17 protein-coding genes are annotated in these 19704 nt (G+C 48.9%); 13 read left to right on the forward strand and 4 right to left on the reverse strand.

The window, feature by feature from the left end; translation table 11 throughout:
* Positions 1–130: 130 nt before the first annotated feature.
* On the forward strand, positions 131–1606 hold the full coding sequence (locus AC1S52_RS33745) for a RecQ family ATP-dependent DNA helicase (RefSeq protein WP_482033440.1): 1476 nt from the start codon (positions 131–133) through the stop codon (positions 1604–1606).
* 172 nt (positions 1607–1778) lie between these two features.
* Here the strand turns inward: AC1S52_RS33745 and AC1S52_RS33750 are convergent, their stop codons facing one another.
* Positions 1779–3674, reverse strand: a complete 1896-nt coding sequence (locus tag AC1S52_RS33750; protein ID WP_482033441.1) for a tetratricopeptide repeat protein — start codon at positions 3672–3674, stop codon at positions 1779–1781.
* Between the two features lie 530 nt (positions 3675–4204).
* On the opposite strand from AC1S52_RS33750, the gene recN reads away from it, so the two are divergent.
* Together recN and AC1S52_RS33760 are read left to right on the forward strand one after the other, a co-directional pair.
* On the forward strand, positions 4205–6118 hold the full coding sequence (gene recN / locus AC1S52_RS33755; protein ID WP_482033442.1) for a DNA repair protein RecN: 1914 nt from the start codon (positions 4205–4207) through the stop codon (positions 6116–6118).
* 530 nt (positions 6119–6648) lie between these two features.
* Positions 6649–9348, forward strand: a complete 2700-nt coding sequence (locus AC1S52_RS33760) for a GAF domain-containing protein (protein WP_482033443.1) — start codon at positions 6649–6651, stop codon at positions 9346–9348.
* Here AC1S52_RS33760 and AC1S52_RS33765 read toward each other — a convergent pair.
* The gene (locus AC1S52_RS33765) at positions 9292–9609 is read right to left on the reverse strand and encodes a phage integrase N-terminal SAM-like domain-containing protein (protein ID WP_482033444.1); all 318 of its coding nucleotides are present in this window, start codon (positions 9607–9609) and stop codon (positions 9292–9294) included. The two genes, AC1S52_RS33760 and AC1S52_RS33765, sit on opposite strands and share 57 nt — an antisense overlap.
* A 638-nt stretch (positions 9610–10247) precedes the next feature.
* Between AC1S52_RS33765 and gad the strand changes: the two genes are divergently transcribed.
* From gad to AC1S52_RS33800, 7 genes are all read left to right on the forward strand, one after another.
* Entirely contained in the window at positions 10248–11504 is a 1257-nt protein-coding gene (gad, locus tag AC1S52_RS33770) for a glutamate decarboxylase (protein WP_482033445.1), read from the forward strand.
* A 17-nt stretch (positions 11505–11521) separates the two neighbouring features.
* Positions 11522–12403: a DMT family transporter gene (locus AC1S52_RS33775; protein ID WP_482033508.1), complete on the forward strand. Its 882-nt coding sequence runs from the start codon at positions 11522–11524 to the stop codon at positions 12401–12403.
* A complete protein-coding gene (locus AC1S52_RS33780) occupies positions 12400–13869 on the forward strand; it encodes an ATP-binding protein (protein ID WP_482033446.1) in 1470 nt (489 codons plus the stop codon). Before AC1S52_RS33775 ends, AC1S52_RS33780 begins: the two co-directional genes overlap by 4 nt.
* Positions 13870–14028: 159 nt before the next feature.
* Complete coding sequence (locus tag AC1S52_RS33785; protein WP_482033447.1) at positions 14029–14241, forward strand: type II toxin-antitoxin system VapB family antitoxin; 213 nt, start codon at positions 14029–14031, stop codon at positions 14239–14241.
* Positions 14242–14354: 113 nt separating this feature from the next.
* Entirely contained in the window at positions 14355–14597 is a 243-nt protein-coding gene (gene vapC, locus AC1S52_RS33790; protein WP_482033509.1) for a type II toxin-antitoxin system VapC family toxin, read from the forward strand.
* Positions 14598–14839: 242 nt separating this feature from the next.
* On the forward strand, positions 14840–15688 hold the full coding sequence (locus AC1S52_RS33795) for a hypothetical protein (protein WP_482033448.1): 849 nt from the start codon (positions 14840–14842) through the stop codon (positions 15686–15688).
* 178 nt (positions 15689–15866) lie between these two features.
* Entirely contained in the window at positions 15867–16022 is a 156-nt protein-coding gene (locus tag AC1S52_RS33800) for a hypothetical protein (RefSeq protein WP_482033449.1), read from the forward strand.
* A 20-nt stretch (positions 16023–16042) separates the two neighbouring features.
* Here AC1S52_RS33800 and fabD read toward each other — a convergent pair whose 3' ends face one another.
* Positions 16043–16942 carry an ACP S-malonyltransferase gene (gene fabD / locus AC1S52_RS33805; protein ID WP_482033450.1) on the reverse strand — a complete coding sequence of 300 codons (900 nt, stop codon included), beginning with the start codon at positions 16940–16942 and terminating at the stop codon, positions 16043–16045.
* Between the two features lie 166 nt (positions 16943–17108).
* Between fabD and AC1S52_RS33810 the strand changes: the two genes are divergently transcribed.
* Together AC1S52_RS33810 and AC1S52_RS33815 are read left to right on the forward strand one after the other, a co-directional pair.
* The gene (locus tag AC1S52_RS33810) at positions 17109–17516 is read left to right on the forward strand and encodes a hypothetical protein (protein ID WP_482033451.1); all 408 of its coding nucleotides are present in this window, start codon (positions 17109–17111) and stop codon (positions 17514–17516) included.
* 251 nt (positions 17517–17767) lie between these two features.
* Complete coding sequence (locus tag AC1S52_RS33815; protein ID WP_482033452.1) at positions 17768–18181, forward strand: response regulator; 414 nt, start codon at positions 17768–17770, stop codon at positions 18179–18181.
* A gap of 178 nt (positions 18182–18359) precedes the next feature.
* On the opposite strand, the gene AC1S52_RS33820 is transcribed toward AC1S52_RS33815, so the two are convergent.
* On the reverse strand, positions 18360–18479 hold the full coding sequence (locus AC1S52_RS33820) for a hypothetical protein (RefSeq protein ID WP_482033510.1): 120 nt from the start codon (positions 18477–18479) through the stop codon (positions 18360–18362).
* A gap of 527 nt (positions 18480–19006) precedes the next feature.
* On the opposite strand from AC1S52_RS33820, the gene AC1S52_RS33825 reads away from it, so the two are divergent.
* On the forward strand, positions 19007–19642 hold the full coding sequence (locus tag AC1S52_RS33825) for a DedA family protein (protein ID WP_482033453.1): 636 nt from the start codon (positions 19007–19009) through the stop codon (positions 19640–19642).
* The last annotated feature ends 62 nt before the right edge of the window (positions 19643–19704 follow it).

Consider the following 19704-nt stretch of genomic DNA (forward strand, 5'->3'; position numbering starts at 1 on the left):
TCATCAATCGTTGCCGCTGGGTTAATCATTAAAAAGATTAACTGAGGATGGTTTTACAGTTTGAAGGTGGGCACCCTGAAGAAATCTCTTGATTTAGAGAATTTCAACACGACTTACTCCATCGGGGCACATGCATCTTCCATCACACACTACAACGCCTGCGACCCAGGCATCGATTCGGGCTGGACTACAGAAAATCTGGGGATATTCCGACTTCCGTCCACCCCAGGGAGAAATTGTTCAATGTTTACTGGAGCAACGAGACTCGCTGATTATTATGCCAACTGGAGGCGGCAAATCCCTTTGTTTCCAACTGCCTGCCCTGTTGCAAACGGGGCTGACGCTGGTGGTTTCGCCTCTGGTAGCCCTGATGGAAAATCAAGTGCAGGAATTACGAGAACGGCACCCGTCTTTTCAGTGGTCCGTGGCATCGTTGCACAGTGAGCTGTCTAAACAACAGCGTCGGCAAACCCTATGGGCACTGGAAAACCATAAGTTGCGCCTGCTCTACCTCTCTCCCGAAACCCTGTTAAGTGCGCCGGTCTGGGAGAAGTTGTGCCATCCCACACTGAAAATTAATGGAATCATTTTGGATGAAGCTCACTGCCTTGCCCAATGGGGAGACACGTTTAGACCCGCCTATTTCCGCTTGGGAGCGGTGCGATCGCCCCTACTCCAGAGCAAACCAGAGGGAAGTCGCATTGCCATTGCCGCCTTTACTGCCACAGCAGATCCCCACACTCAACAAACGATTCAACGGATTCTGCACCTTCAACACCCCCAGGTTTTTCGGCTCAATCCCTACCGTTCTAACCTGAGCCTGAATGTGCAGGTGGTTTGGACTCCACGGGGACGGCGGCAGCAGTTACTCAAATTTATTCGAGCTTACGGAAATCAGGCAGGTCTGGTCTATGTCCGCACTCGGCGGGATAGTGAACTGTTAGCCGAGTGGCTGAGCCAGCAGGGTTATCGCACAGCGGCTTACCATGCAGGGTTAAGTCCCGATGAACGCCGCTTGATGGAAACTAACTGGATCAACGATGAGATTCAGTTTGTGGTTTGTACGAATGCATTTGGCATGGGAATCAACAAACCAAATGTACGGTGGGTTGCCCATTTTCATGCCCCTTCATTGTTATCGGAGTACATTCAGGAGGTGGGACGAGCGGGCAGAGATGGTAAACCCGCAACAGCGCTGACGCTGATCAGCGAAACCACGGGTTGGCTCGATTCGGAAGACAAACAACGGTGGCAGTTTTTTGAGCAACAAACCCAGAAGCAGCAGCAGATGGCGCAGCAGTTGGCAAAGAAGCTGCCCTCCCAGGGGGATGTGGAAACGGTGAGCCGTCAGTTTCAGGGTGGGGCACTGGCATTGTCCTGGCTGCACGGGACAGGTCAGCTTGAGTGGCAAAGTCCTTTCCAATACCGATTGCTGCCTCAGGCAAAAGGTTCATCTCCAGCAGAGTCGAATACGAAAGCATCCCAACAAATGGTCAAGTTCCTGAAAACCCGCGATTGCCGCTGGCAGTTTTTGCTGAGTGCATTTGGTTTTGCAGATGAAGCAGGGAAACTCAGGTGTGGGGGTTGTGATAATTGCCGCAAATGACCGGAGTGCAACCATCGACCGCTCCCCGGTGTCTGGAAGGTTATTTTTACAATTAGAGTTTAGAGCAACGAGACACCGGGGATCTTTGCTAGCAAGTTACCCATTGCGTAATCAAATCCCAATCCTCAAAAAGTACCCAACTGGTTACTGCTGATGGAGATAGAACACTCCCCTACCCACCACTTTTATTACTATGCCGTTGGTAGGAAGCATCCTCCTTCAACGCCGCCATCACCTTCGCCATCACCCCCGCCCAATCCCCCGGAGTCTCCTGCCGAAACAGGCGCATGGTGGGGTACCAGGGGCTATCTTCCCGGTGCAGCATCCAGCGCCAGTCACAGGCGAAGGGCAACAACAGCCATACGGGTTTGCCCATTGCCCCAGCCAGGTGAGCCACGGCTGTATCCACCGAAATTACCAGATCCATTGTGGCGATCGCCGCTGCCGTATCGGCAAAATCCATAATCTGAGGACTGAGATCCTGAATTACCCCCTCAAAACCGGACTGAACCACCTCCGAAGCATGGGGTCCTACCTGAAGGCTATAGAGTGCCACCTGGGGCATGGATTGCAGCGCTATGAATAAGGGCAGGGAGGTAGACTTATTCCGGTAAGACTTAAGCTGACGGGGGTTGTTTGAGGGGGCACTTGCCCAGGTGATGCCGATTTTGTAAGCAGGGGAGACGGGGAGAGGGGGGGCAGGGGAAAGGGGGGGAGGAAAGGAAAGGTAGGGGGTTGGTTTGGGGAGGGTTTCCAGGGTTGATTGCAGAATCAGGGGGAGGCTGATCAAGGGCAGGTGGAAGTCGGCGGGGGGAAAGGGGTTTGCTTTGGAGATGAGTTGGGTGATACCGGGAAAGGCGGCAAATAGGCGCTGTAGTTCTGGCTGACAGGCGACGATGATGGAGGCACCTCGCTGAACCAAATCAGGTAGATAACGGATGAATTGGATCGCATCACCAAAGCCCTGTTCTGCGTAGAGAAGGATTGTTTTTCCTTGCAGGTCTGCCCCCGTCCAGCGATCGCCCGGTAGCTCTGGCACCTGAAATTCCGGCACCCGAAACCGCCACTCATACTCCGCAAACCCCTCTGGAAAATTGCCCTCCGCCAGTAGGGCGAAGCTGAGATTCAGGTGTGCCTCAGCCGAGTTGGGATTTAAAGCAATTGCCCTGCGATACTGGGCGATCGCCCCTGCTAGATCGTTCTGCTCATACAGGGCGATACCCAGATTAGTCAGTAGTGACGAGTCATCGGGATTGAGCGCAACTGCCCGCTGAAAGTGTTCTACTGCCTGCTCTAGCTGCCGCTGTTCCTGTACCATCAACCCCAGGTTGTTGTGAACCTCTGCCCGGTTCAGTCCCAGCTTCAAAGCGCTCTTGTAGTAGGTAATCGCCGCCTCGATCTGCCCCAGGGCACTCATGGCATTACCCAGGTTGAAATAGACTTCTGGATTATCCGCCTTTCCCATTAAAGACTGCTGATACTGGGCGATCGCCGCCTCCACCCTGCTCTGCTCCTGCAACACATTGCCCAGGTTGTTGTGCAGTTCGTAATTCTCCGGTTCCAGAGCAATCGCCTGCTGAAACTGCTCTCCAGCCGCCTCCAGTTGTCCCTGCTCTCGCAGGACTTGACCCAAATTATTATGTGCTTTGACGTAGTTGGGGTTCAGGACAATCGCCTGCCGGTAATGGGCGATCGCCCCCTCCCAATCCTGCTGTTTCCGAAGCAGATTGGCAAAATTGTAGTGGACAGGGGCGTGATTGGAATTAAGCGCCAACGCCTGCTGAAAATGGCTGGCTGCATCTTCCCACTGTCCCCGGTCTTGCAGCGCCACTGCCAGATTGCCATGTGCCTCCCAGTGATCAGGTTCAACCGTAAGCAATTGCTGATAGCAAGCGATCGCCGTCTCCAGCCGCCCGGTTTGATAGGCGATCGCCCCCAGCAAATGCAAAGCAGGCAGATACCCCGGTTGCTGCCCCACAATTTGCTGGCACTTCCATTCCGCATCAAACAAGTTCCCAGACTGATAAGCCTGAACAGCGGTTGCGAATGCCTCAGAGATCGATACCATAGGGAAGCTGGGGGAGGAGGTAATAGTTGAGAGTTGAGGGTTGAGAGTTGAAAGTTTTGAGTTGGGGGTTTACTCGGTAGTGGTGAGCGGTAATGGGGTTAAGTAATTGGATCACAATTACGGGATGACTTTATGGAGATTGATTACTTGCAAAAGCTATGGGAATAGGGAATTTTGAAAGATGGCAGATTCAAGGTAAAAGAGGAATAGAAAAATCTTTCAACGAATTTAATACTAAGGTACTATCATCCAATTTTAGCCTGCACCGAGATTGTAATTTAAACATTGAAGCCCCTTATCGCAGTTCATCCCCATCTTGTTTGTCTTAAAATATTCCCCCTCCTCCCTCTCTATAAACCTCGAACTCTCAAGCCTGCTCCCCTATCTCCTTTACTCCCTGTAAACCCCAACTCAAAACTTAAAACTTAATCTCCCCTCCATCCTCCCCATTCCCCCAAACTTAAAACTCTCAACTCAAAACTCTCAACTTTTCACCCCTCACCCCTCTCTCCTCACCTTCCCTACCCCCAATGCTATTCTCCCTACGGATTGAAAACTTTGCCCTGGTTGACCACCTGGATCTGGAACTGGGTGCTGGGTTGACCGTACTAACTGGAGAAACGGGGGCAGGTAAATCCATCATCCTGGATGCGATCGATGCCGTGTTGGGAGGGAAAGTGACCAGTCGGGCGGTGCGAACGGGAGCAGAGCGGGCACTGGTTGAAGCGGCATTTCAGATGGATGCTGAACTGGCATCCTGCCTCACCGCCTATGACATTCAGGTTCCAGAGGCAGTGGCACTCACCTGTAGTCGAGAAATTACTCTGAACCAGGGAAGCCAGCGCAGCCGTTCGCGGGTAAATGGGGTGGTCGTTAATAAGCAGCAAATGGAAGGCTTGCGCGATCGCCTGGTGGAAATTACTGCCCAGGGGCAAACCGTCCAGATTGGGCAGCCTCCTCTCCAACGGGAATGGCTGGACAGCTATGGTGGTGATCCCCTGCTCCAGCAACGAGAACGGGTGACTGCCGCCTGGGCTGCTTATCAACAAGCGACCCAAGCCCTCGATCGCCGCCGTAAATCTGAGCAAGAACGGCTCCAGCAACTTGACCTGTTTGAGTACCAGATCCGGGAACTGAATACTGCCAACCTGAGCGATCCCGACGAACTGGAGCAACTAGAACAGGAGCGTAATCGCCTGACCCACAGCGTTGAACTTCAGCAAAAAAGCTACCAGGTCTACCAGGCGCTCTACGAAAACGACAGCGGTGTCGAAGCCTGTGCCGATCTGCTGGGGCGTTCCGAGGAAACCCTACAGGCAATGGTTGAGTATGATACCCAACTCCAACCGATCCTGGATCTGGTCAGCAATGCCCTGGCACAGGTAGAGCAGGCAGGGCGGGAAATTAATTTCTATGGCGAGAGTATTGAAGCCGATCCCCAGCGGCTTCAGGAAGTGCAGGAACGAATTGTTGAACTAAAACAGGTCTGCCGTAAGTATGGGCCCACTCTGGCAGATGCGATCGCCCTTCAGCAACAGTTACAGGCTGACCTGGATACCCTCACCGGCGGCGGGCAATCCCTGGAAGAACTGGAACAGGCATTCCAGCAACGGCAGGCAGAACTGACCGAAGCCTGTGCCAAACTCACCCACCTGCGTCAGTTAACTGCCAAAGATCTGGAAGAGCGATTAGTCAATGAACTCAAGCCCCTGGCAATGGAGAAAGTCAAATTTCAGGTGCAAATTAGTCCCTGCCCCCCCTCTGCCCTCGGTGCCGATCAGATCACCTTTCTGTTCAGCCCCAACCCTGGTGAACCCCTGCAACCCCTGACTGAAATTGCCTCTGGTGGTGAAATGAGCCGGTTTCTGCTGGCGCTACAAGCCAGCTTCACCCAAATTGATCCCGTCGGTACCCTCGTCTTTGATGAGATTGACGTTGGCGTTTCGGGTCGGGTTGCCCAGGCGATCGCCGAAAAACTTCATCAACTCAGCCACCGCCATCAGGTTCTCTGCGTCACCCACCAGCCCATCGTTGCCGCTATGGCAGACCACCACTTCCGTGTTAGCAAAGAGGTCATCGGCGACAGTCCCCCCTCAACTAATGGCAAGCGTGCAGAACGGAACACGGCAACACGACGACGCAGCGACACCGAGAAACCCAACCCTGCAACACCCCTCTCTCCTCTCCCCTCCGATGTCCGCACCGTCGTTCGGATCACGCCCCTCGACAGCCAGCAACGGCGAGAAGAACTGGCACAACTGGCAGGAGGTGATTCCGTCCAGGAAGCGATCGCCTTTGCCGAGTCACTCCTAGTGCAAGCCGCCAACCTGCGCCAAAACCATGCCGTTAACCCGGATCTGTCTCCCCAACCCCCTCCCGACCTAAACACCAAATCGAAACCTCGGTCAGGCTCCACCAAAGCCAAAGTTTCAAAAAAGGCTTGATGCCAGCCCTCTGAACGCCGAGAATAAAAATCTTCAAAGATCATCAAAAATTTTTCTCCAACGCCCCATCTCAACAAACACCGCGATAAAGTGTGAGGACACCCCAACCAACTCCTGGCAAGATAAAGAGCAAATGCCCAAACTTTTTCAAACTAGCGCTCAGAATTTTTCAGGAGTGGGCACTCTGACACTGAGCAACCCGATTCAGATAGTCACTAGAGGGAGCAATAGTAAGCCTCAGTACACACAATGTCGTCCCATAGTGACACAATCGTCCTAAATTCGGAAAATAGTCATGCTAGTGGTTTGTCAACTTTGTGATTGTGAGTTTGGGATAGGAAAGGGGTTATTATTTTGGGGTTTTCAACCCACAAAGTAATTCTTGACAGACCACTAGGGGTGCGATCGCCTGTTCGGTTGGTGGACACAGAAAATCTGCTAAACCTCCTGGTTGTGGCACCAATAGACAGACCTGTTGGGGCATAGATTGGCAAAGGTACTCATTATTCCTAAAGATTATTTAACGAAATATGACAACCACATCGCCGCATCTGCCCGAGAAAAACCGCAGCAACACCACCGTTGATGTTGTTCCTCAAACTGAAATTGAGGTGATTCCAATCCAGAGCGAGGCGGATGCCAGCGAAGTGGTGACCGACCTGCGTGCCCGGAATGAGGAAGAACGCTCCTTCCAGTCTGAAATGGGGTTTTCCCGCGCAGAAAATGGTCAGTCCCCTGGCAGGGGAGGTGCCCTGGCGACCCAACGCGGCACATTCCGCTCTTTTCTGGCTCCCCTGACCCAGGAACGGTTCAAAGAAGTGGTGACTGACGTAGAGCGGAAGCTTGAGATTGTGAATCAAACCCTATCCATGTTGGATATGCAGGGGTTTGACTCGGTTCTGGAGGAGATGCTCAGTTCGATTACTGCCAAGACAGGAGAACTGCTCAACGCTGATCGGACGACTATTTTTTTACTGGATAAAGAAAAGAACGAACTATACACTACCGTTGCCAAAGAAGGCGGCGGCACCGTTGAAATTCGAGTTCCAACCGATAAAGGGATCGCAGGTGAAGTTGCCACCTTCAAAAAAGTGGTTAATATCCCCTTTGACTTCTTCGATGACCCCCGTTCGGTTCAGGCAAAAATTCAACACAAAAATACGGGCTACCGCACCTACACCATGCTTGCCCTGCCCCTGCTCAACGATAAGGATGAACTGGTGGCGGTGATTCAGCTCATTAACAAACTGAAGAAGAATGCCGATCCCGCGGCTGCTCTGGCAGACCGGATCGACCTGGAGGGATTCACTCCCCATGATGAGCAAGTATTTTGGGAATTTACCCCCTCCATCCGCCTGATTCTTGAATCGTCCCGATCTTTTTACGCCGCGACTCAAAAGCAGCGGGCAGCTAATGCTCTGATCCAGGCAACCCAGTCCCTCAGTAAGAGCAGTCTGGATCTGGAATCGACGCTGAAGAACGTGATGGATGAAGCCAAAAAGCTGATGAATGCGGATCGCAGCACCCTCTGGCTGATTGACCAGGATCGTAACCAACTATGGACCAAAATCCAGATGGCAGATGGTTCCCTGCGCGAAATCCGGATTCCCAGAGATGCTGGGTTCGCAGGGCAGGTAGCAACCAGCGGTGAACCACTGATGATTCCCTTTGATCTGTACGACCAGTCCAACTCTCAAACGTCTAAGGAAACGGATCAGAAAACGGGGTATCGGACTTGCAGCATGTTGTGTATGCCGGTGTTTAACGCCGATGGTGAGCTGATTGGGGTGACCCAGTTGATCAATAAGATTAAACAGGGAGAGCATCCCCCCTACGACCCCAAAAACTATCCCGCAGCGCCAGAATGCTGGAAGGCAAGCTTCAACAGCACCGACCAGGAGTTCATGACGACTTTCAACATTCAGGCGGGTGTGGCGCTGCAAAATGCCAAGTTGTTTGAAACGGTACGTCAGCAAGAACAGATGCAGCGAGATATTCTGCGATCGCTGTCCAACGGGGTCATCTCTACCGACAAACAGGGCAATATTGTTGCTGCCAACGAAAGCGCCAAAGAACTCCTGGGTATTACGGCACAGGAACCCCTGGAAGGAAAACCGATTGAAGACTTGATTAACATCCAGAAAGGCGACTTTACCCGCTGGTTCCGCACGGCACTGGAAGGCAAAGACGAAAAGAGCCGCAGTCAGTACTATCCGGATCAAACCCTGGAACCCTTACAGGGTGGTGAGATGCACAGCATCAACCTCTCAGTCAATACGATCGCCGATGCCAATGATAGCAAGCGGGTATCGGGAGCGCTGGTGGTGATGGAAGATATCAGCGATGAAAAACGGCTGAAGAGTACCATGTACCGCTACATGACCCAGGAACTGGCAGAACAGTTGTTAGAGAACCCTGACGCTGCCAAAATGGGGGGCGATCGCAAAGAAGTGACTGTCCTGTTCTCTGATATTCGCAGCTACACCAGCCTGACTGAAACCCTCAGAGCAGAGGAAGTAGTGGAGATGCTCAACGAGTACTTTGAGCAAATGGTGGATGCAGTTTTCACCTATAAGGGCACCCTCGACAAATATATTGGGGATGCCATTATGGCAGTCTTCGGTTCACCCTTACCGCTCAATGACCATGAGTGGATGGCAGTCCAGACTGCGTTAGAGATGCGTCATCGATTATTAGCGTTCAACGCCAAACGAATTGCCCACAGCCAAACACCGATTAGGATTGGGATTGGTGTCAACTCAGATGTGGTGATCAGCGGTAACATTGGCTCCAGTAAGCGCATGGAGTTTACGGCGATCGGTGATGGGGTGAACCTGGGTTCCCGGTTAGAAGGAGCTACCAAGCTATACGGCACTGATATTGTGATCAGCGAGTATACCTATCAGCCCTGTGCCGATCGCATTTGGGCAAGGGAGTTGGACTACATCCGCGTCAAAGGCAAGGATAAGCCGGTGAAGGTCTACGAACTGATTGGGCTACGGGATGAACCATTGCCCAGTGAGCAAGAGCAGATTATTGAGCATTACCACAAGGGACGGGAGTACTACCTGGAGCGGAACTTCCCAATGGCAATGGCAGAGTTTGGCACGGTTTTGAACATTAACAAGGATGATAAGTCTGCCACTCTTCACCTGAGCCGTTGCCAGCACTGGCTAACCAACCCTCCCCCCGATAGCTGGGATGGCTCCTGGGCACTGACTGAAAAGTAAATTACACTGACCCATCCCTCGAACAGCCTGTTTGAGCGATCGCTGCACAATACTCTCGTGTAAGTGATGTCGCCTGACTACACCACTCCTTGGATCTTTAGAACGCGATAGGGATGGGAACACAAATTGCCATTGCTTGTTGTGGAACAAGATGTAGCGGCGAATCCACCCCACATAGGTTTGCTCAGTTTTATAAGAGTAATGCTTGAGTCGAATCGCATCTCGAACCTGGTCGAGTAGCTTCTTGGGTCGGGTTTCCATAAAGGGAGTAGATACATAAATAGAACTAAAGTACTAATTATGTACTAAATGTTACCCGCAGATACTCCGTACAGACCATGAAGACTTGCTGAAGCCTGTCGGATAAAATGCTCTGACGCGGCTAGTATACGACTCAAATGCTGAATAAAAGGCGATTCAGGCATGTTATTCAGAACCAAAGCTGTCTAATCCCCCGATTTGGGTAAATAGCCTGCACGGGTGCCGGATAATATACCAATCCGGGTGCTTATACAGCATTTTTGCAGGCTAGCTATCTACTGAGAACAGATAGCTAGCTTGGCTGCTGGATAAATATCCCTCTGGGGGGTGTTAGCCTGCTTGGAAGGGAGAAATGCTGCTCAAATAATAGTTAGCTGGCTCCGCTCAAAGTCCTTGCACTTGTTTTTCAAGGCGATCGCTGAGTCCGAAAATATTTAGGATAGACAACGCCGGATCAGTTTCACGGCAGGCACATGGCTATGTGATAATTCTCAGTTTGTCAAGGCTTATTATCCCCTCTAGGAGTAGAATAAATTTTGAGATCATGCTAGCCCCTAAGGTGAGTTTTTGTGTGTGATTCGGAGTTGGGTAATTCCAAAGATATACAACAAGGGCTTGACGGCCTACCCCCCCCCCGCGTGATAGATGATACAATCCCTTGGCATGGGATCTCTGCAAAAGAAGCGTTTCAGGTTATTAATCGACAACTCAGTACCAATGTTGACCCCACCCTGAATCTAGGCACATTCTCTACTGTCTGGATGGAGCCGGAAGCCAAAGACCTGCTGCAACAGGTGGTGGGTAAAAACTTTATTGACCAATTTGCCTATCCTGCCCTTGAAGAAATCCACCAACAAGTGATTGGCTATATCGGGCAACTGTTCAACGCTCCTGATAAATGCAAACCGATCGGTACGGCAACAATCGGTTCCTCCGAAGCCATCATGCTGGGGCTGCTGACCCATAAATTCAACTGGCGTAGGCAGCGTGAGCAGGTAAGTCAGCCCATTGACTGCCCCAATATTGTGATGGGTAACAACGTTCATGTTTGTTGGCAAAAATTTGCACTCTATTTCGATGTTCCTAGCCGTACTATTCCTGTAGAAACGGATCAGTGCATTCTCACTGCTGATCAGGTTGCCAAAGAAATTGATGAAAATACTATTGCCGTCAGTTGTGTGTTAGGCAATACCTACACGGCACAGTTCGATGAAATCGCGAAAATTAATGACTTTCTATTAACAGTTAAGCAAGAACGGGGTTGGGACATTCCCATCCATGTGGATGCTGCCATTGGTGGGTTTATCACGCCCTTTGCTTATCCTGAATTACTGTGGGATTTTCGTCTTGAACAAGTGAGATCGATCAATGTCTCGAATCATAAGTTTGGTCTGGTGTATCCCGGCATGGGTACACTGCTCTTTCGCGATCGTTCCGTGCTGCCAAAGGAATTAGTTTTTAATGTGTCCTATATGGGTAATGTTTTGTCCAACTACAGCCTGAATTTTTCACGACCCAGCGAGATGGTGCTGTTACAGTACTACAACTTCCTTCGCTTAGGCAAAGCAGGCTATCGAAAAATTGTCCTGGAAACACTAGAAAAGGCTCAAGTTTTGGAATCAAAACTGTTAGCAACGGGCTATTTTGAGATCATCAGTAATGCTAATTATTTGCCGATTTTAGTGCTTCGTCTCAATCCTCCTTATACCGATCCAGCATTTGCGGTGAAACTTTCTCAACAATTACGGGAGCGGCACTGGGTTGTGCCAACTTATGCCCTACCCATCCCAACAGAGACTATCCAAGTATTGCGCCTAGTTGTAAAACAGCACTGGACGTTAGACATGATTGATTTAATCGCTAAAGACATTCAAGAAATTATAGCTAATTATTAACGGGAGTAAGCATTTTGATGATTCGATTAAATTCAGATTTGATGTCTGGCTTATTACTAACACTGCTTTCATCTATTGCTTATGGAACGGTTGCGATTCTGATCAAACTTGCATACAGCAATGATATGCAGGTAATGGATGTTCTCCTAGTTCGCTATGTTGTTGCCACTATTTGTGTATTTATTTTTTCGATTTGGATAAATCCCAACCTTCTGAGAATTAAAAGGTCAGCTTTATGGAAAATTGCTATAGTTGGCAGTCTTTTTTTTGTTCAAAGCCTACTTTTTTATCAATCTCTGAAGTATCTTCCTGTCTCGACTACCGTTCTCATTGTCTATCTAAATCCAGTTTTGATTAGCTTATTGTCGGCTTTATTTCTTAAGAAGAGGGTGTCTAGCTTATTTATTGCGGCATTGGCTTTAGTCACTGTGGGTTCATCTTTTATCTTTTTTGATGCCTTTAACCGCCAACTAAATATTTTAGGCATTGGTTTAGCTATTGCTACTCTCATTTTTTCTGCTTTTTCGTGGATTGTAGTGGAAAAGTCACTGGCAGAAATTAATCCTCTCAGTTCACTTTTTTACACTTTTTTGTTTTTGGCAATTTTATTCTGCTTTGGCAGTCATCCAACTAATTTACTAGGCTGGCGGGGCAATCAATTAGTAGTTGGATTCAGCTTAGGCTTAGTCCCTACAGCGATAAGTGGAATTTGCTTTTATCTAGCTATTGAAAAGATTGGAGTTGCCTATGCTTCGCTTTTTTCCTCTTTTGAGCCAGTCTTTGCCCTCATAGCCGCATACTTCTTTCTCAAGGAAGATATTGTTAACTATCAATGGGTTGGTTCATTGCTCATTATTACTGGAATTGTTTTGCCCAATCTCACTAGAAAAAACTTATGATGCAATCGAAACGTAAACTACAAAGTATTGCAGATATTCGTCGATTTTTTCTTGCTAATGAGCGTCCTCTATTTTTCATAAGTCCAACTAACTTTAATCTATTTGGTATAGATGATTGGATGGAAAATTTTAGCAACATCACTTATTACGATTGTTGGGACAAGCGATGTCCCCACCATTTCACGCCCTCATTAAGTCCCAACTCTCCTTTTGAAAATATTCACAATCCTCAAGCAGGACAACTGGAAATTGTTGATTATAACAATTACCTGCTCCAGCATCCAGAGGTGATTGACTATATCAAACAGATTGGCGGTAAACCAATCGCTTTATTTTTAATGTTTGACGAAGAAACCGAAGCCTTATGCAAACGGCATAACCTAGAAATTTGGTTTCCCTCAGCTCAACTCCGCAAGAAACTCGATGACAAAATTGAAACGGTTCGTCTCGCAAATCTAGCAGGTGTTCCAAGTGTGCCTAACTGCCTATCAACGGTTGATAGTTATCCCCACTTATTAGAACTCGCTGCAATCCATAACCTTGGTCACGATCTCGTGATTCAAACCTCATTTGGCGACTCTGGGCATACTACGTTTTTTATTGCCAATGAAACCGACTGGAAGAACTATGAAGACAAGATTACGGGCAGTGGAGTAGTCAAAATCATGAAACGGATCGATTGCGATCCAGTCACTCAAGAAGCTTGCATTACCAAATCCGGAACGATCGTCGCCCCTTTACAAACGGAAGTCATTGGGTTCCCAGAATTAACCCCCGATCGTGGTGGGTGGTCTGGAAATGAACTTTTTGCAGGGGCAGTTACTTCAGCTATTTGTCATCAAGCCCAAGACTATACCCTCAAGTTTGCCGAACAGTTACGCAAAGTTGGCTACCGGGGGTATTTTGATCTTGACTATCTCGTCGATCGCCAATCGGGTCAGCTTTACCTCAGCGAGATTAACCCCCGCATCTCTGGAGCAACTCCTTTAACCAGCCACTCTACCTTTGCCGCTGAGCATGTCCCCCTGTTTTTATTTCATTTGCTGGAATTCTCGGATGTTGAATTTGAACTCGATGTCGATACGTTTAATACAGCTTGGGCAGCGGCATCAGCCACCAAGGATTGTTGGGGGTCGCTGATTATTAAGCACACCAGAAACAGCATCGAGCAAGTCAAAAAAGCACCCCAACCGGGGATTTGGTCGATGAATGATGCTGGCGACCTTCGCTATAGCCGATTTGACCATCGGTGCCATAGTTTGAGCAGTAGAACAGAAGCCTTAGTTCAACGGGTGGCTGGAGTGGGAAACTATCGATATCAAGGGGGCGATTGTGTCAGACTGATTCTTCGAGATCGGGTGATGACGGATGACTTCCAATTGAGCGATCGGGCAAAACGTTGGATTGATGGCATTCTGGCAGAATATCAAACTGAAGTGGTGTATAGAAACTCTAAAGATTTTTGAACTCAGTTTGGGTGTCAGAGATATTCACTGTGTTGCAAATATCGGAGAGCACCTAATTTAAGAGGCGTAAGCTAACAAAATACCCACATCAGGGTAGTTTGTTGAGCAGGTTAAAATGTGAACAAAATAATTGTGCCAACTTCAATCCATTCCCATACCATGCAAATTATCCTTAACCTCGATGAATCTCTGCTTAATGAAGCCTTCCAACTGACAAACCTTAGCTCTCAAGAAGAACTAGTGAACTTGGCGTTGCAAGAGCTTGTGCGATCGCGCCGTAAGAAAAACCTTCTCGACTTAGCAGGACAAATCCAGTTCGATCCAAATTTCGACCACAAGGCTCTGCGCGAAACTCGTCATGTTGCTGATTGATACCTCTGTTTGGATCAGTGTCTTCCGTGATCGTAGTAGACAAGTTCGCCAACAGCTTGAAACTTTGATCGCTAACCCGTGAAATTCTACTCACCCGGTTTACTCAACTTGAACTGCTTCAAGGTAGCTTAAACGAGCAAGAATGGGATCTCCTCTCTACTTACCTCGAAACGCAGGATTACGTTGAACTTACAGTTCAGTCTTGGCAAGCAGCAGCCCGTATCTATTTTGACTTGCGCCGCCAAGGGCTTACTGTTCGTAGCCCAATCGATTGTTGTATCGCTCAAGCAGCACTAGAAAACGATTTGCTTTTGATTCACAACGATCGTGACTTTGAGACCATTGCGCAGGTTTGATCTCTCCAACACCTTCGTTTTCAGCCTTGAGTTCTCTAATCGTACTTGAAGACTATGTGTGGGGTAAGCTAGCTAACACTGCGTTGGTGCAGACGGAACAGGGGTTATCGGTGGGAGTTCAAGGTGATCTGCCGCCGCACAACTTCACCGTTAGCGCTGCACGATACTGGACGAGATAGCAGCAAGATGTATTATGGCTCCCTGGCCCTTCTACGTGTAATTTATAGACAGGGGGAAAAGGCTTGATACCCCAGCATCTCAGGAAACTACTCGAGGAAATCCGCACCAGACATTACAAAGACTATGCGGCTGCTTGGAGCGTCTTCAATACGTGGTACAGCAATGCGCATCCTGACGTCCATAACGATGCGAATGCAATAAAAGCCATCAAGCAGTATGGCGCGGAACATCTTTTGAGAAAAGCATTCCAAGCACTTATAGAAAAGCACGATAGCTCTCATTATCCGCTCATAAGAACACAATTAGAGTCTTCGCTTCGTGCAGCGCATGCGGAAACTGCTCCTACCCTTGGTTTTGTTGATCATGGACTAGATAACGTCGTGATACGCCTAGTTAGGGAGTTTTGGATCAACTCCAACACTTGTGGACTGGTGTATTGCGGACAAGGAAAGCCTGAACACGGAATGCGGCGTCAGATCGCAACGGTATATGTAAGTATGTCACTGTACAGACGTTTATATTCCAAAGCGAGTGAAGTTGCGGCCCAATCGCAGAATATGTGGCGGCCCAGTCGTTCCGTACAGGAAATACTTAGAGAAATCGGTATCGAGTCGATTGGTTCCTGTTGTTATTTAGTTGCGAACGAAACCCCAAGTACTCAAGAAGCAAGTGTTCTGATGAGTGAAATGGTGGACACAGAGCTTGAGAGGTTACTGAACATCCAGCGAGATCAAGACTCGTACTATGGATTCTTTGCCGATGTGATCGAAATACTCTATGCAGTGCGGAACTTCACCGTTCATGGCTACCTAGACCCAAGCAATTTGCAAAACGATAAATTGTTCCAGTCAGCTTATGAATGCCTCTTTGAACTCTTTACTGAGTATTTGCGGCTCCAGAACTCAAGTTAATCTGTCATTCTAAACTGTTAGAGTTCTAATCTAATGTAGGCTAACTTGACGCAGGAGCGGACGGAATTAAAACTTGGGAGTTGAATCAACGATCCTGACCGCCGCTCAGCTCCTCGTTAGCTGTCTGCCTTCCGTTCGAGGCTGTCGTTCTTGAAAGACTGTTGCTGAGTTGCAGCCATTGAGTCAGCGAAGGTTGGGTGAGTTAGGGCGATCGCTGGTGTTGCAACATCATCCGATCTCTGGTTCATTCGCGGCAGAGGTTAAGCGGTTGAGGGGCGATCGCTCCCAACGCTCAACCTCAGTCAGCAGGGGCAACTGGCTGTCTCTGTTCTAGCCCAGAGTACACCGCACCCGTTAGCGCTCCGGGTTGGAATCAGTGGGTAATTCTGTGGAACTACCGATATTCTCCAGGGTCAGGCTTGGGCTAGTTCGTTTAATAATCCCGGTCAAAACCTTGCCTGGACCTACTTCTACCACCCGTTGAATGCCCTCTTCCGGCAGTTGGAGGGAAATTTCGCGCCAACGGACGGTACCAGTCATCTGACGGTTGAGGCGATCTTTCAAAACCTGGGCATCGGTGGCAGGGGTGGGATCCACATTGGACAATACAGGGACTTGAGCAGTTAAGAACGGAACAGCGTCAAGATCAGCCTTAAACTCGGTGGCAGCTTCTGCCATCAAAGGAGAATGAAATGCACCACTGACATTCAACTTCACGGCTTTTTTGGTCTTGACCTTGCCAATAACGGCTTCAACAGCGGCAGGTGTGCCTGAAATGACCACTTGACCTGCATTATTATCGTTTGCCAGAACGGCATCGGGGGTTTGTTGAAGCTGCTGCTCTAGCTGGTCGCGGTCAAAGCCCAACAGGGCTGCCATCATTCCATCAGAGGCACGATCCATCAGTTCCGCTCGACGTTTGATCAACCGCAGCCCGTCCTCAAAGCTGAAGACTCCGGCAGTATAAAGAGCAGCATACTCTCCCAGACTATGACCGGCAACGAAGTCTGGCTCTTGCCCGTGTGCTTTCAGCAAGTCTGCCAGGATGGTTTCTACAACATAGAGGCAGGGCTGGGTATAAAGGGTGCGAGATAGCTTATCGTCCTCGCTCTGGCAAATTTCGGCAACCGACCAGCCTAGAATGGCATCTGCCTGCTGAAATCTAGCTTGTCCGCTGGGCAAATCTAACAGATCCATGCCCATACCTACTGCCTGAGAACCTTGTCCAGGGAACACCCATGCGGTTTTAGTCATTCTGCAATCAGTCCAATCAAACACCGTTTAGTTATTGTACGGGTTCGTGCGATCGCCAGAGCAGAATTCAAATTTAGCAGGGATTCGGAAAGGCAAAGTAGCAAAGGGGCAGGAGACAGTCTGAATGTGACAAGATGGGAGAAGTATTTAGCGGAATAGTTGCCCTATGTCTTCAAATAACCCTTCCCTGGAAGAAACACTCCTCCGTTTGCGGGAATTGCGGGGGGTGTTACTGCGACTGCATAAGGCGCTGTTAGAGTCTGAGCGATTAGAGTATGAGCAGATTCATGGGCAGATTCAGTCTAAGGGAGAGTTTTTTCAACTGGTAATTGGGCATGAGTGGTTTAATTGGCTGCGCCCAATTTCCCAATATATTGTTTTGATAGATGAAGCCATGAGTGCCAAGGAAGAACCCATGACTCTGACGACGGCAAATGGGTTGTTAGAAGAGGGGCGATCGCTACTCCAGTCTTTGCAAGAAACGGCTCCCGCAGAGCAACGCTATCAAGCTGCGATTCAACGTGATCCAGAGATTGCAGCCATGCATACCGAGGTGTTGGGATTGTTAGCCTGATCCTCTGGTGAGTTACAGCGATTTTCAGATGAGTAAACCACAATTGCGTGTGAATGAGTGGATGGGGGGATGGGTATGGATGGAAGCTATCGTGGGACGGCGTTTGTTGGAATTCTTAATCTGTTGGAATATAGGACTGGCTTGAAATAGAAGAGCGATCGCAAATTTACTCAGACTGAAACCCCCCACCCGTCTGCCCACGTATTACAATCTGTGTTATTAGCCTCAACTGAACAAATTTTGGCTGAGGAATGGGGGGTCTTGTGTACAAAATTGCTGTTCTGGATGATGATCGGGCTTGGAATGTTGCTGTGAAGCGTTTTTTTACCAAGCATGGTTTTCAAGTCGAAACCTACGAAAATCCTTCTGATTTTCTTAATGAAGCCCAGAACTACGATCTGGCACTGATTGACTTCTACCTGTCCTCCAGCCCAGAGGCAATTAATGACTTAAATGGTTATGCAATTATCCGGCACCTGAAACGAAGTCTGGAAGTTTGCCCAATCCTGGTGATTGTTTCTGCTTTTGTCGATATGGAAAGCGCCCGGTTATTTCCAGAAGCAGACTTTTTCCTGGTAAAAGACATTGGTTTAGACTCCATCTGGCAACGGGCGAAGGAGTTAATCGAGTCTCGAAAAAGCCAATCCATTGCAAAAGCGGTTTAAGGGCTTAACTGAGCGGCGGCAGATAATTTTTGCAGTTCTGCGGTTGCAATTCCAACGCCTGTGTCTTCAACCGTAATCAAGGCAGGGTAACGTTCTAGACGTGTGGTTCTCAAGTTCAGCCGCTTCCACTCATTCAACAATCGTGACTGAAGCTGGCTTCAACTGCTCGATTAACGGTTCATTCGCCTGGACGAATGTTCGTTCTTGGTTTAAGTTCTTCTAGGACTGTCGTTGGACTGATCTGCAATACACGAGCCGTATCTTGAATGCCATTTCCATTGACTGCCCTATCACTAATCGGTTGCTTAACCGTTGGTCAATAGCCTTGATAAGTATAGTTCCGAATAAAGCTCTGGCGTGTGCAATTGGAGTTGCAACCCTTGTAGCACTGCTTGCCTGCGGCTAATTTTCCATGCTTGACGATCTGAGTTCCATCATAACTCGGACCGTGTACAGGTTCTAGCACCACTGGCATCTTTTCTACCTTTAGCATCTCATTTGCAAATTCTACTATCTCATTGTAAGACCCACACGTCTATAACACTACCCTTTGCCCCTCCGCAGGAAGCAAAAGCTAATCTTAAATCTCTCCAGCGTGTCATTGCTTTAACCAGACTTCAGACATGAACCTTCATCCTTAAAGAGTTTGCTGTCTTGGTGGAGAACTTCCAGAAAACTGATACGATTGAGCGAATTGTTTAACAAAATCAAATAAAATGACTTCTAAAAAAGCGTTTTCTGGTCGAGTCGAACCTTACAAATTGCCTGCTACAGGGCTAAACCAAACGATATAACCCCAAGTTCTATGTTAACGGAGCGGAATTAATGAGTGACCTGCTTGCAACCTGGGTCGTCAGCATCATGACAAAGATGGGCTACTTGGGTGTTGGGTTATTAATGTTCCTGGAGAATCTGTTTCCGCCTATCCCTTCTGAGTTAATCATGCCTCTGGCAGGGTTCACCGTCGCCAAGGGCGAAATGGATTTTACGCTGGTCGTCATCGCAGGGGTGGTTGGAACCATGTTAGGGGCGTTGCCCTGGTACTACGGTGGAAAATTGTTGGGTGAAGAGCGGCTAAGAAGGCTAGCCGATCGCTATGGCAAATGGATCGCCATGTCTGGTAAGGACATCGACAAAGCGAACCTCTGGTTTAGCAAGCACGGTAGTAAGGCTGTGTTTCTCTGCCGTCTGGTGCCAGGAGTGCGAACCATTATTTCCCTGCCTGCCGGAATCAGCGACATGTCCATGCTTGCCTTCTTGTTCTACTCCACTCTGGGAACAACGGTATGGATTTGTCTGCTGACTGGCTTAGGTTATCTCCTGGGTAACAACTATGCGCTGGTCGATCAATACCTCGGTCCAGTCTCTAAGTTTGTCCTTTTCGGTCTGGTTGGATTGTTCATCTTCTGGGTGATTCGGCGCAGGCGGAAATTGCGCGCTGTAAGACGGTCGCACGAGTAGTCGGCAACCCTCACTATTCAAGGCTATCTGAGATCTTGCAGCATTCTCAGTAAGAATTGCCA

Source organism: Kovacikia sp. CALU 1929 (assembly GCF_056784235.1).